Raw genomic sequence first — 13633 nt, 5'->3', positions numbered from 1 at the left:
CCCGCTCCTTTATCCGTTGTCTTGCGCAAGCCGCGCGCATACCGAAGCAATCATGATCTGGCTGGAGCGCGCGCCGGGATCGATATGACCGCGCGAACGCTCGCCGAGAAACGACGCCCGTCCCTTGGTCGCCAGCATGTCGCGGGTCGCCAGCATGTTTTCCTCGGCGATTTGCGGCAGCGTGTCGAGCACCACGCGCGCCGCGGCGCTTTCGGCGGCCAGTTCCTCGAAGCGCTTCGCAACCGGAATCAACACGTCCATCATGGTCTTGCTGCCGAGGCCGGTCTTGCCGCGTTGCCCGACGGCCTCGACACCCGCCGCGAAGATGTGGGCGAAGCCGGCCACATCCATTGCATTGATCGCGGACGCTTTCGCCATGCCGTTCAGCAACGAGAAGAATAAAGGCCCGGACGATCCGCCCACCGTCGACAGCACCTTGGACGCCGCGATATCCAGCGCGGGGCCGAAAGCTTCGGCCGCGATCTCCGCGCGCACCGCAAGCAGGGCGTCCATGCCGCGCAGCAGATTGAAGATGTGATCGCCATCGCCGATCTGCTGGTCGAGTGACGCGATCTCGTCGGTATGCTCCTTCAACGCCGCATAGGCAGAGTCGATGCACGCCATGACCGTTTTGCCGTTCATGTCGGAATCCTCCTGCCATCGGCACGGAAATATAAAAGGCTGCGCGCCGGCAGCGACACACCGACCGATTGCCCCGGCGAAAAATTGCGCTCCGCAATGGTCGTTGCCACGACGGCGGTTCCCGCTCGATCGAGAATCAGCAGATGGCGCAGCGGCGAATATTCGAGCACCGTCAGATTCAGTGCGTCCTGTGCGCCACGCGCATCGCCCACGTCAGCGTCATGCAGCACGATATCCTCGGGACGGATGGCGACAGTCGCCGTTCCCGCCGGCATGTGAGCCGAATCGAACAGCGTGGGCGGCAGCAGGTTGATGGGCGGAGAGCCGAGCCGCTGCGCGGCGCTCAGCGACACCGGATTTCCATACACCTCGCGCGGCGTGCCGATCTGCACGAGACGCCCATGGTCGAGAATGCCGATTCGATCCGCGAGCGTGGTCGCTTCGACCTGATCGTGCGTGACGTAGATGATCGTCGCGCCGATCGTACGATGCAGGCGCTTGAGTTCGATGCGCAACTCTTCACGCAGCTTCGCATCGAGCGACGACAGCGGCTCGTCCATCAGAAACACCTTGGGTTGCCGCACGAGCGCGCGCCCGATCGCCACCCTCTGCATTTCGCCGCCGGACAGATGCGTCGCCATGTTGTCGAGCTTTGATTCCATGTGCAGCATCTCCGCGACCGCGTGAACGCGCGCACGCACGTCCGCCTCGCTACTGCGCCTTCTTGGCGAGCGCAATGGAAACGCCAGGTTGCCGAACACGGTCAGATGCGGGTACAGCGAATATTGCTGGAAGATAAACGCCACGTCGCGCTCGGACGGATGCACGCCGGTCGCGATCGCTCCGTCGATCAGCACGTCGCCCGCATCCGGCTGCTCCAGCCCGGCGATCAGACGCAGCGTCGTGGTCTTGCCTGCGCCGCTCGGCCCGAGCAGCACCACGAACTCGCAGTCCATCACATCGATCGACAGATCGTCGACCGCGACGATATCGCCAAATCGTTTCGACACATTGCGCAACTGGATTTCAGCCATGAGCTTCTCCGTGTGCAGGAATCGTGTGAGCGGCACCTGGCAACAGCCGGCCGCTCTGCGCGTCGTACAGCAGCGTGCGCTCCTTGCGAAACGACAAACCGACCGGTGATCCGGCAGGCAGGCCGTCGTCTTTTCCCACCCGTACCCTCACCACGCCCAACGCGGTCTCGACCACCAGCACCTGATGCGAACCGAGGTATTCATCGGCAATCACCTTGCCGCGCAGCGGGCCGTGTTGATCGATCGCCACATGCTCGGGACGGATGCCTAGCAGCACGCGTTCAGCGGCGGCTTCGCAGTGGGGTACCGGGACCCGCGCGCCGTGCAAGCGGACTTCTTCGTGGCCCGCGTCCACGCCGCCATCGACTGGCAGGAAATTCATCGGCGGACTGCCGATGAAGTTGCCGACGAACACCGTCGCCGGAAAGTGATAGATCTCGTGTGGCGGACCGGCCTGCAGCAACTCACCCTTGTTCATCACGACGATGTCGTCAGCCATTGCCATCGCTTCGCTCTGATCGTGCGTAACGTAGACCGTCGTGGCGGCCAGCGCGTTGTGCAGCTTGCGCAACTCGAGACACATCAGTTCGCGGAAATCCGCATCGAGCGTGCCGAGCGGTTCGTCCATGAGAAACGCCTTCGGCTGACGCACGATCGCGCGCCCCAGCGCCACGCGTTGCCGATCGCCGCCTGACAGCCCGCCGGTTTTGCGATCGAGAATGTTCTCGATACGCAGCATGTGCGCGGCCGCATCCACTCGTGCCGCGATTTCCTTGCGCGACGCATGCTCGTTTTTCAGCGGGAAGGCGATGTTATTGCGCACCGTCATATGTGGATATAGCGCGAACATCTGGAAGACGAACGCGATATCCCGCTGACGCGCGCGCAACGCCGTCACGTCCTCGCCGTCTATTAAAATCCGGCCGGAGGTCGGCAACTCCAGACCGGCAATCATCCGCAGCGTGGTGGTCTTGCCGCAACCCGATGGACCGAGCAACACGACAAAGCGCCCGGCGCCGATCGTCAGACTGGTGTCGCGTACCGCGACGAAGTCGTCGAAGCGCTTGTGAAGGTTGGCAAGAACGATCGTGGACATGGCGTCAGTCCGGGAAATGGCTGGTCACGACAAATGCGAGCGCACCTACCAGGATGACCGGAAACGACCATGTGAACGCCGTCAGTGAAAACGGCTGCACTAGCATCACCATGCCGAAACCAATCAGCGCAGTCGACGCTGCTTCGCCGTAGCCGCGACGCAGCGAGTGTCTTTGCGGAAAAACGGAGTCACGTTTCATTTACGCACCGCGCCGAAGGTGATGCCGCGCAATAAATGCTTGCGCAGTACCACAGTGAAGATAAGGATAGGCAGCACGAAAAGCGTCGTCGCCGCCGCGACGGCCGGCCAGTCCTGGCCGCCTTCGCCGATGATGAACGGAATGAACGGCGGCATGGTTTGCGCGTCGCCGCTTGTAAGCAGTGACGCGAATGCATACTCGTTCCACGCGAAGATCAGGCAGAAAATCGCGGTCGCGGCGATACCGGTAATCGCCTGCGGCAGCACCACTTTGACGAAAGCCTGCAGGCGCGTGTACCCGTCGACGAGCGCCGCCTCTTCGTATTCGCGTGGAATCTCGTCCATGAACCCCTTCAGCAGCCATACCGCCAGCGACACATTCACCGCCGTATACAGCACGATCATGCCGACATAGCTGTCGCTCAAGCCCAGTGCCCGGTACATCAGGTAGATCGGAATGGCGACCGCGATCGGCGGCATCATGCGGGTCGACAGGATGAAGAACAGCAGGTCGTCGGCGAGCGGCACCTTGAAGCGCGAGAACGCATACGCCGCCAGCGTGCCGAGAAACACGGCGAGAAAGGTCGAACCGAAACCAATCACGAGCGAATTCACGAAGCGCGGCAGGACTTTCGACGGTCCCGCGATGACCATGCCGCGCTTGCGCACATCACGCTCATACCAGGTGCGCGCGGGCGGCAGACTGGCGATGAACTCGGGTGTCTGCCGCGAACGGATCGTGAACAGGTTCACATAGCCTTCCATCGACGGCTGAAACAGCACGACAGGCGGATAGGCAATCGCGTCTTCCTGCGTCTTGAAGCTCGTCAGGAAGATCCACACCATCGGCAAGGTTGCAAGCAGCGCGTAAGTGATGACAATCGCCGCCGCGAAGCGCTTGCCGCGCGGCGACGAAGCCACCACCGAGTGTTGGGTAGCAGTCGGTCTCATCGCTGTTTCACCCGGTTCAACGCCTTGACGTAGATGTTCGCCGCACCGAACACCGTCACGAACAGAATGATCGCCAGGGCCGAGGAATAGCCCGTCTGCCATTTCTCGAACGCGGCACGCTTTAAAGTGATCGACACGGTTTCGGTAACCGAACCCGGGCCGCCCGAAGTCAGCAGATTCACCATGTCGAACATCTTGAAGTTCTCGATGCCGCGAAACAGCACGGCGAGCATCAGGAACGGCAAGGTCATCGGCAAGGTGATCGACCAGAACTGCCGCCACGGTGTGGCGCGATCCACTTCGGCCGCTTCGTAGATGTAGTCGGGAATCGACCGCAGGCCGGCGAGGCAGATGAGCATCACATAAGGGGTCCACATCCAGGTATCGACCATCACGATGGTCCAGGGCGCGAGTGACACATCGCCGATCATCTGGAACGAACCGGGCGCAATGCCGGTGAAGAAGCCGACGATATCGTTGAAGAGGCCCGTTTGCGGTTGCAGCAGAAAGGTCCAGAAGTTGCCCACGACGGCCGGCGACAGCATCATCGGCAGCAGGATCAGCGTGGTCCAGAAGCTATGACCGCGAAACTGCCGGTTGATCAGCAACGCGAGGCCGAAACCCAGTAGAACCTCGAGCCCGACCGACCAGAATACGAAACGCGCCGTCACCTGCATCGCGTACCAGATGTCTTCGTCGGTGAGAATGTCGACGTAGTTGTCGATACCGACAAAGCGCGCCGGCACGCTCGGCATATTCGACTTGAAGTTCGTGAACGACAGACGTAACGCCCAGATCAACGGAAAGATGTTGATCGCGAGCAGCAGCAGGATTGTCGGGAGAATGAACAGCCACGCAATGGTCCTGTCCGATAACCCGGCCAGACGTGTGCGCGCCCGCGCCGACGCCCGCGACTCCAGTCCCGCTGACGAAAAAGGCTTGTTGGCCAACATGCCTCGCTCCTTTAAGTGAACCGGCGGCAGCCGTGCAGGGGGCGCCGGTCCAGTCCCGGACACACGCTAATTCTTGCCTTCGGCCTTGAAGACCTTGTTCCAGTCTTTGACCAGCAGATCGAGCGCCTCTTTGGCCGTGCCCTTGTCGGCCACCACATAGTCATGCACGCGCTTCTGCATGTCGAGCAGCAGTTCCGCATACGCGGGTTCAGCCCAGAAGTCTTTCACGATCGACATGGACTTGAGGAATGCCGGCGCAAAAGGTGCACTCTTCGGAAAGTCGGGCGCATCCACCACCGACTTCGCCGCCGAATAGCCGCCTAACTGCCACCACTTCTTCTGTACATCGGGTTGCGCGAACCACTTGATGTATTCAAGTGCGTCTTCCTTGTGGTCCGAGTACGACACGACCGAGATGCCCTGTCCGCCGAGCTGCGTGAACTGCTTGATCTCACGCGGATTCACGAAGAAGCCGATCTTGTCGCCGCCCACGTTCGGGTCTTTGTAGAGTCCTGGAAAGAATGCAAACCAGTTCATCTGCATCGCCACCTGACCAGACTTGAAGGCGTCGAGTCCTTCCTGCATATACGCGTTGGTCATGCCGGGCGCCGTGCAGCACTTGTAGAGCGCCTTGTAATACTCCAGCCCTTTGACCGCGCCCGGCGAGTTGACGAAGCCATCCAGGTGATAGGGTTTCTTGGGGTCTTCATATTCGAAGCCGAAGTTATAAAGCGCGTTGGTCACCCCCATCGTGATGCCTTCGGAACCGCGCTCCGTAAAGATGTAGGCACCATATACAGTCTTGCCGTCGATCTTGCGGCCCTGGAAGAACTCCGCGGTTTGCTTGAGTTCGTCCAGCGTGGTTGGCGGTTCGAGTTCGCGTTTATATTTCTGCTTGAACTCGGCGCGCAACTCAGGGCGCGCAAACCAGTCCTTCCGATAGGTCCAGCCGACCGCATCGGCCATGGCCGGCAACGCCCAGTAGTTCGGCGTATTCTTTGGCCACTCCGCATAACCGACAACCGTCGCCGGTACGAAGTCGTTCATTGATATCTTGTTCTTCGCGAAAAAATCGTTGAGCTTGACGTAGTGCCCGTTGACCGCCGCGCCGCCAATCCACTGGCTGTCCCCAATGATCAGATCACATAGTTTGCCATGCGAATTAAGTTCGTTGATAAAGCGATCGGCGTAACTTGTCCATGGCACGAACTCGAACTTCATCTTGATGCCGGTCTTGCTGGTGAAATCCTTCGACAGTTCGACGAGTGCGTTGGCTGGGTCCCATGCCGCCCAACATAAGGTCAACTGCTTGTCCTGTGCTTGCGCGCCCGTTGCCATGCCGAGTCCCAACGATACTGTGGCCGCCGCCATTACCCTTGCTGACGTAAGACGTAACATTTGTCTTCTCCTTGTCTTTCTCGGGTCTCCAACCTGCTGTGGAACAGCGCCCATGCGCCGGGTGCTGTGTTTCGGCTCCAGCGGATTCAGACGCGAATCCGTGTGTCGCGAGCTTCAGGCATGCGCATTCTCACGAAGATAAATCCGGGTTTCCGGCGTTGGGATGGCGAGCGCGCCACGCACGTCGTTAAAAAAATTGATGGCGGCGAGGCCTGCCCAATGAACGATGCCGCGCACATCCTGATCGAGGATCACGTCGATCGCGCGCTCGGAGAGTTGCGCGCGAGTCTCCGCGGTGCATTCATGCCCGATCAGTACCAGACGTGCCTTGTCGCCGGATTCCTGCAACGCCGTTGCGATGCCTGAGATGCCGCCGCCCGTCACATAAACCCCGACCAGATCCGGGTAACGCGCGAGGAGCCCCTGCACGGCAAGACCTGCGCCGTCGTCATCTTCGGCGAAGTCCGGTTCGGCAATCCAGCGCAGATTGCGAAAGTCCTCTTCCAGCACCTGCGATAAGCCGGTGCGCCGTTCCAGTTGATCGTGCAGGCGCGACGAGGCCGATAGAATCGCCACCGTGCCGAGCCGCGCGCCGAGAAAGCGGCCCATCAGAAGTCCCGCGGTGCGTCCGGCAATCCGGTTATCAACGCCGACATACGCAACGCGGCGACTGGCGGGCAGATCGGAGAACACCGTGACAACGGGCACGCCCGCATCGCTCATATCCTCAACGAGGCGTTCGACCGCTGGGTAGTCGAGCGGCACAAGCACGAGTGCGTCGTAGTCGATCACCTGCTCGGCGAAAGCAATGGTGTCGCGATGCGTCGTGAAATCGCAGCGGTAGAACGACGGAATGATGCGGTGCTCGCGAAAGAAGCTGGCGGACAGCGCGATATTGCGCTCGACGTGGTCGAGAAAACGCGAGTTGACCTGAGGGAGTACGAAGGCCACGCGATACGTATTGATCTTCGCAGGGCGGCCGCGGCTTGCGCGTTCGTCGCGCAGGGCTGCCAGCGCGAGATGGACGCGCTCCGCCGTTTCCGGACGCACAGCCTGGTCGTCGCGCAACACACGATCGACGGTGGCGACGCTAACGCCCGCACGACGCGCAATCATCATACGTGTTGCCGGCATGTGGCTCTCCGGTGCCAGCCCAGAAGCTTTTCGTTAAGGTAGTTTTTCCGGAGAGAAATGCAAGTTTTTTTGCGGCAATAAACGCATCATTCTTGATGGTATTGGTAAGCCGCGTTTCGGCTCACATGAGTGAACGCATGAATTGCCTAAATCAGTGGACGGTGCGTTGCACAAGAAACTTCTGGTCAAAGGCCTCCCATGGAGCAACGGCACGACTCCGGCGACCGGCGCGAGATTACCGCCAATTCAATCCTCGAAAAGCTTCATGGACTTTGTTAGCGAATCAGCGGATCGGAACACTAGAAGCGCGTGCGCATGCCCACCGTACCGACCACCTGGTTCGCCGTCGACGACGCACCACCGGCCGTATTGATGAAGGCCACAACGTTCTGGCCGATCGCATGCTGATACATGCCTTCGGCGTAGACATCTGTGCGTTTGGAAAGCGCGTAGACAGCCTGCAGATTGACCTGGTTCCACTTCGGATCTGAACCGTACTTCGTTCCCGTGGCATTGAACGCGCCCGACAGATGAGCATCGGTATACGTGTCAGTGATGCCTAGCGTGACCGCTGGTGTAAGCGTGTACTTGGCGTTCAACTCGTAGTTGTCGAAGTGCTGCGAACCGTTGTTGAGGTTGAAGGACTGGGTGCCCTGATAATGGCTGTTTGTATACACGAATCCGACGACTGCCGGTCCGAAGGTGTAGCTCAGACCCGCGCCGAACGTGCGCTGGACGTCTGCCCCGAACCTGAAACCACCCGTTGTCGACGCCGCTTCGCCGAGGTCAACCGCACCGCTGGCGTTCGCCTGGGGTACGGCGCCATTGCCGTTGATTTGCAGGTAGCCGGCAGCCATTTTGAACGGGCCGTAATCGAAGCTCGCCCCCGCACTGTATGCACGGTTCAGCGTGAAGTCGGTACTGTTCGAGAAGGCATAAAGGCCGCCGAACTTCAGGCCTGCATAGTTGCTGCTCGTGTACTTGACCGCGTTGCTCATCCGTAGCGTGTGGTTCAGGTTGTCGTTGTCGAACGGGTGCGCGAAGCCTGTGTCGCCGAACGTGCCGGCCGTGCCCGACAGCGGTGCAACGAAGTCCACCAGCGAGTCATATTGACGGCCCAGCGTCACCGTACCGAACTCGCTGCTCAGGCCCACAAACGCCTGTCGGCCAAACATCCGGCCATTCTGGCCAAGCTTGCCGTTTTGAACGTTGAAGCCGTTTTCCAGCACGAAAATGGCCTTCAGGCCGCCGCCGAGGTCCTCGGCGCCCCGCATGCCGAAGCGACTGCCATTAATGTTGCCGCTGGTTGCCTGAACAAGGCTGCCGTGCGCAGTGGCGGAGGTCTTGACGTTGTTCGTATACATCAGACCAGCGTCGATGAGGCCGTACAGGGTGACCGAACTCTGTGCATGGGCAGCCGAAGCAGCGAATGCAGCGGATACGGCGAGGGCGACAGGGATTCGTTTCATGACTTCACTCCAATGGGCGGGGGGCGAGACAGAAAGCAGGGCACGAGGATGAAAGGCAGGAAACTGCATGATGTCATTTCAAAGCTCGATTGACCGGTGCGTTTCGTCGAGCCAATTCGTCATAAATCCGAAATAATTTTGACGAACCCTTACTGCAAAAGGTGCGTTGCTATTGTTCCTGCCCAATCCGCCACGCATCGCCGTTGTATTGAAGCGACGGCGTGGGCTCGCGGGTATGCCACCGGGTCGAAAGCACGACGGTGGCCAGTCGCCGCGTCAATACGTGTAAGAGGCAATCACGCTTTTAATCTTTTCCAGCGACTCGCGGAGTACGGGCAAATCAACCGAGCCCAGCGCCACGCGAATCGCGTGGGGTACATGCTCCGAAGTCGAGAAAGGCTCCGCCGTCGAGACAGAGATTCCGTCGCGCACAAGCGCCATCGCCACCACGTCGGCGCGGACCTCTTCCGCGAGAGGAAGCCAGACGAAGTAGGACGCGGGATGGCAAACACGCCGCAGTCCGGCGAGAACTTCGGCGGCCATCGTTTGGCGGACCGCCGCATCGCGACGCTTCTCTGACTCCAGACGTGTGACCGTGCCGTCGTCCAGCCAGCCGCAGGCAATGGCGGTCATCACGGCGGCCGTGTTCCAGGTGGTGGCCCGAATAGCACGTTCGATAGGTGCGACCCAGCGATCGGGCGCGGCGACAAATCCGACGCGCAGGCCGGTCGCGATGCTTTTCGACAGACCCGAGACGTACACCGTCGTTTCAGGGGCGAGCGCCGCCAACGGGGGCGGCGGGTTGTCCGCGAGGAAGGCATACGCGGCGTCCTCGATAATGAGCAGCCCGTGCTGGCGGGCAATCGACACCAGTTCGTGCCGACGCTGCGCATTCATGACCCAGCCTAGCGGGTTATGGAGTGTCGGCATCGTGTAGATGGCGCGCACTTTTCTGCTTCGACACAAGCGTTCGAGCGCGTTCAGGTCGGGGCCCAACTCCGAAACCGGAATCGGCGCCAGTTCGAGCCGCATCGTTTCGGCGAGGACCTTGAACCCCGGGTAGGTCAATGCGTCGACCGCGACCACGTCGCCGGGCTTCAGGAGCGCCAGAGCGGCTGCGGTCAAACCATGCTGCGCGCCGTTTACGATCACGACCTGAGCGCCTTCGACGGCGAGTCCCCGGCACAACAGGTGACGCGCGACAATCTCGCGTTCATGCGTCCGGCCTCCATGTGGCTGATAACGGAGTAGCGCATCCAGGTCGCCGGAGGACGCGAGCTGGCGCAACGCGCTTCTGAGCAGTTCGGCCTGGCCGGGAAGCGACGGATTGTTGAAATTGAGGTCCGCCAGCCCCGCGTCGCCGGCATGCTGGTCGATGCCCAGGCGCGCAGGCAAGGCTATTTCGCGTACGAAAGTGCCACGGCCGGTTTCGCCGCTGACCAATCCCATCGCGTCCAGCTCGGCGTAAACCCGCGACGCGGTGACGAGCGCGAGTCCCTCTCGCGAGGCGAGCTGGCGGTGAGTCGGCAGGCGCGTGCCGGGCGCGAGGCGTCCGCTGCGAATGTCGCTCGCCATTCTGTCGACCAGCAATTTGTAGCGGGGCGTCGGCATGCGCTAATGTATCCATGACAATTATTTGATTGTATTGATTCTCGGCCATAGGATGGCACATCGCAACTCTGTTTGCGCCGTCGTGGGACTGGCCGGCTTTCATTGGCGTAGCCTCATGAAACGGCGACGAACAGTACGCGCCCCTCGGCTCACGGACGACATCATGCACATTGCCATTCTTACCTTTGAAGGCTTCAACGAACTCGACTCGCTTATCGCACTCAACGTGCTCAATCGCGTCAAGAAACCGGGCTGGCGGGTGTCGATCGCCTGTCCCACCGCGCGAGTCAAGTCGATGAATGGCCTGGTCATCGAAGCGCAGGCTACGCTGCAAGAGGCTTGCAATGCCGATGCGGTGATCGTGGGCAGCGGCGTGCGCACGCGCGAAGTCGTTGCCGATACTGCGCTAATGGCGCAGTTGCAACTCGATCCATCCAGACAGCTGCTGGGCGCGCAATGTTCCGGTACGCTGGTTCTTGCGAAGCTGGGGCTGCTCGACGGCGTGTCGGCATGCACCGATCTCACGACCAAGCCGTGGGTTCAGGAAGCCGGAATCGCCGTGTTGAATCAGCCCCTTTTCGTCAGCGGAAACATCGCGACGGCCGGAGGGTGTCTGGCCGCGGTTTATCTCGCTGCCTGGGTCATTGCCCGGCTGGAGGGTATCGATGCAGTGGCGAGCGCGTTGCATTACGTCGCGCCCGTCGGAGAGAAAGAGGACTACGTGTCCCGCGCGATGGGGCATATCACGCCGTTCCTCGAAGCGAACCTGAAGACGGCATGAGCGAGCGAGGGAAACCGCCTGCGCGGTCCCCTTGAACATTCCTGTGATGAAACCCGCCATTTAAATCGCGTTGCAGACCGCGGCGTTCCGCCCGCGGACTGCACAAAAAACCAACACTCGTTCCGCGACAACGTTTGCGCCGATTCAAACCGTCCCCATCGGTATGTTTGGCTATTTACAAAAGCGGACGCTACCGAAATACTCCAGCCACAACTTGAAAGTTACGTGTCAACGAGAAGTCATGCCAGTCCGTTTACCACGGACGTCACCCGTACCGGGTCGGCGCAACTTCTAATTCGCTTCCTCCCATAAACACAGCGTTTCCCCCAGGTTCGCAGCAGTCCGGGGTAAATATTACCAACGATTACAAACCGGCTCGTCGTTCGCAGGAAGGGTCCGGAAGGCCAGCAGCGCATGAAAGCATTAAGTGTTCTCCACAGCGAGTCGTCGCGGGGGTGGGGAGGGCAGGAAGTTCGCACGCTCAAGGAGATGATCGCGTTGCGGGCGTTGGGTCATCACGTCGAGTTGGTGTGTCCGGAAGACGCGCGTCTTGGCATGCGCGCGCGTGCCGATGGCTTTGCCGTGCATCACGCGCGTATGCGGGCCGGCGCCGATTTGCGTTCCATGCTCACGATCCGCGCGCTGCTCGCGCGTCGCCGCTTTGATGTGCTGAATACGCACAGCGGCCATGACAGCCTCGTCGCCGGCATGGCCGGGCGGCTCGCGGGGACGCCGTTCATCGTGCGCACGCGGCATCTGGCGCTGCCAATCACGTCGCTTGCCACGTACAACTGGATTCCCCATCGCGTAGTGGCGGTCAGTCATCACGTGCGTAACTATCTGATCTCCGCGGGCGTGCAGGAAGACCGCGTGGAGACGATCTACGACGGCATCCTGAAGCCGGAAACGGCAGGCTCCTCCACCTTGCGCGATGAACTCGGACTGGACGCCGACGCGGTAGTCGCCGGCATGGTGGCGATCGTGCGCGAGAAGAAAGGCCACGAGGATCTGATCGCAGCCGTCGCGCCGATGCTGGCCGAGCGCCCCAATCTGCATGTCGTGATGGCGGGGGACGGCGTGTGGTTCGAGAAAATCAAGGCGATTGTCGACGGCATGGGCCTCGCGCATCGCATTCACTTGCTCGGCTTTCGCACCGACGTGACCAACGTGCTGCGCGGCTGCGATCTATTCGTTTTGCCGACGCATCAGGAAGCGCTCGGCCAATCGTTTATCGAAGCGATGGCGGTGGGTTTGCCGGTGATCGGCACGCGCGTGGACGGCGTGCCCGAGTTGATCGACGACGGCGTGAATGGCCTGCTCGTGCCGGCGCATGACGTCGATTCGCTGCGCGGCGCGCTCGCGCGTCTGATCGACGATGCGCCGCTGCGCGCGCGCCTGGGACTCGCCGCGCGTCTGAAGACCGACAGCCGCTTCACAGTGGACGCCATGGCGAACGAGACCATCGATTGCTACATGCGCGGCATCTATGCCGGGCGCGCTTACTACGGTGAAGGGCGGGCGGCGGCATGACGAAGTTCGCGCGCGCGGTGCCCGTGCTGATGTATCACCACATCAGCACGTCGCCAGGCATGATCACCGTCTCGCCGGAACACTTTGCCGCGCAAATGGCGTATCTGGCCGGCGCGGGCTATACGACCATCGGCAGCGCGCAACTGTCGGCTTATCTGGCGGGCGAGCCCTTGCCGAGGAAGGCCGTCGTGCTGACCTTCGACGACGGCTATCTCGACAACTGGGTGCACGCGCATCCAGTTCTCCAGGCTCACGGACTGACCGCGTTGTGCTTTCTGGTGACGAGCTGGATCGGCGAAGGCCCGGTGCGTGCGCACGCGCGATCGGGCGGCGCGCTGCCGGCCTTGCTCAATCATCGCGAGGGCGAGGTGGCGATCGAGAACGGTGAACCCGATCACGCGATTCTTCGCTGGTCGGAGATCGATGCGATGCGTGAAGCCGGCACGTTCGAATTTCACAGTCATACACATAGCCACGTGCGGTGGGATCGGGTGTCCGCCAATGCGGAGGAAAAGTGCGCCGGGCTGACGCGCGATCTCGCCAGCGCGCGCGCTACGCTCGAGCAAAAACTGGGCGCCGTGTCGGATCATCTGTGCTGGCCGCAGGGATACCACGACGAGGACTATCGGCGCATCGCGGCTGCGGCCGGCTTCCGGCACTTTTACACATGCGAGGCGGGTTCGAACTATTCGGGACGCGACGATGGCGCGGCGCGCTCCATCACGCGCCTCGAAGTGCGCGACAGGCCGGCTTCGTGGCTGGCCTCGCGGTTGTGGGTGCATACGCGGCCCGCGATCAGCCGCGCGTATCTGAAGATCAAACGGTAACGCGCTGGA

At 61.2% G+C, this 13633-nt stretch carries 13 protein-coding genes; 3 read left to right on the top strand and 10 right to left on the bottom strand.

Going from position 1 to position 13633, the window contains the following annotated elements:
• Positions 1-9 precede the first annotated feature (9 nt).
• The 10 genes from dhaL to B0G82_RS16615 all read right to left on the bottom strand — a co-directional run bounded on the left by dhaL (position 10) and on the right by B0G82_RS16615 (position 10486).
• Positions 10-642: a dihydroxyacetone kinase subunit DhaL gene (dhaL, locus tag B0G82_RS16660; RefSeq protein ID WP_121307998.1), complete on the bottom strand. Its 633-nt coding sequence runs from the start codon at positions 640-642 to the stop codon at positions 10-12.
• Positions 639-1676 (bottom strand): ABC transporter ATP-binding protein, encoded by a 1038-nt coding sequence (locus B0G82_RS16655; protein ID WP_121307997.1) that lies wholly within the window; start codon positions 1674-1676, stop codon positions 639-641. Before B0G82_RS16655 ends, dhaL begins: the two co-directional genes overlap by 4 nt.
• On the bottom strand, positions 1669-2772 hold the full coding sequence (locus B0G82_RS16650; RefSeq protein ID WP_121307996.1) for an ABC transporter ATP-binding protein: 1104 nt from the start codon (positions 2770-2772) through the stop codon (positions 1669-1671). The genes B0G82_RS16655 and B0G82_RS16650 overlap by 8 nt, the downstream gene beginning before the upstream one ends.
• 4 nt (positions 2773-2776) lie before the next feature.
• Complete coding sequence (locus tag B0G82_RS16645) at positions 2777-2971, bottom strand: hypothetical protein (RefSeq protein WP_106281375.1); 195 nt, start codon at positions 2969-2971, stop codon at positions 2777-2779.
• Positions 2968-3921 (bottom strand): carbohydrate ABC transporter permease, encoded by a 954-nt coding sequence (locus tag B0G82_RS16640; protein WP_116141491.1) that lies wholly within the window; start codon positions 3919-3921, stop codon positions 2968-2970. The genes B0G82_RS16645 and B0G82_RS16640 overlap by 4 nt, the downstream gene beginning before the upstream one ends.
• Entirely contained in the window at positions 3918-4874 is a 957-nt protein-coding gene (locus B0G82_RS16635; RefSeq protein WP_116141489.1) for a sugar ABC transporter permease, read from the bottom strand. The genes B0G82_RS16640 and B0G82_RS16635 overlap by 4 nt, the downstream gene beginning before the upstream one ends.
• Before the next feature lie 66 nt (positions 4875-4940).
• Complete coding sequence (locus tag B0G82_RS16630; RefSeq protein ID WP_116141487.1) at positions 4941-6272, bottom strand: extracellular solute-binding protein; 1332 nt, start codon at positions 6270-6272, stop codon at positions 4941-4943.
• A gap of 114 nt (positions 6273-6386) precedes the next feature.
• The gene (locus tag B0G82_RS16625) at positions 6387-7406 is read right to left on the bottom strand and encodes a LacI family DNA-binding transcriptional regulator (RefSeq protein WP_181196542.1); all 1020 of its coding nucleotides are present in this window, start codon (positions 7404-7406) and stop codon (positions 6387-6389) included.
• Positions 7407-7705: 299 nt separating this feature from the next.
• Positions 7706-8875, bottom strand: coding sequence for a porin (locus B0G82_RS16620; RefSeq protein ID WP_116117041.1), 1170 nt, complete (start codon positions 8873-8875; stop codon positions 7706-7708).
• Between the two features lie 276 nt (positions 8876-9151).
• Complete coding sequence (locus B0G82_RS16615) at positions 9152-10486, bottom strand: PLP-dependent aminotransferase family protein (protein ID WP_121307995.1); 1335 nt, start codon at positions 10484-10486, stop codon at positions 9152-9154.
• A gap of 163 nt (positions 10487-10649) precedes the next feature.
• On the opposite strand from B0G82_RS16615, the gene B0G82_RS16610 reads away from it, so the two are divergent.
• From B0G82_RS16610 to B0G82_RS16600, 3 genes are all read left to right on the top strand, one after another.
• On the top strand, positions 10650-11267 hold the full coding sequence (locus B0G82_RS16610) for a DJ-1/PfpI family protein (protein ID WP_121307994.1): 618 nt from the start codon (positions 10650-10652) through the stop codon (positions 11265-11267).
• Between the two features lie 414 nt (positions 11268-11681).
• Entirely contained in the window at positions 11682-12797 is a 1116-nt protein-coding gene (locus B0G82_RS16605; RefSeq protein ID WP_116141479.1) for a glycosyltransferase family 4 protein, read from the top strand.
• A complete protein-coding gene (locus B0G82_RS16600; protein WP_121307993.1) occupies positions 12794-13624 on the top strand; it encodes a polysaccharide deacetylase family protein in 831 nt (276 codons plus the stop codon). Before B0G82_RS16605 ends, B0G82_RS16600 begins: the two co-directional genes overlap by 4 nt.
• Positions 13625-13633 lie beyond the last annotated feature (9 nt).

This window comes from Paraburkholderia sp. BL17N1 (assembly GCF_003634175.1).
Taxonomy (GTDB): domain Bacteria; phylum Pseudomonadota; class Gammaproteobacteria; order Burkholderiales; family Burkholderiaceae; genus Paraburkholderia.
Note: the sequence above shows the minus strand (reverse complement) of the source record. Positions and strands in the feature narration are given on the sequence as shown.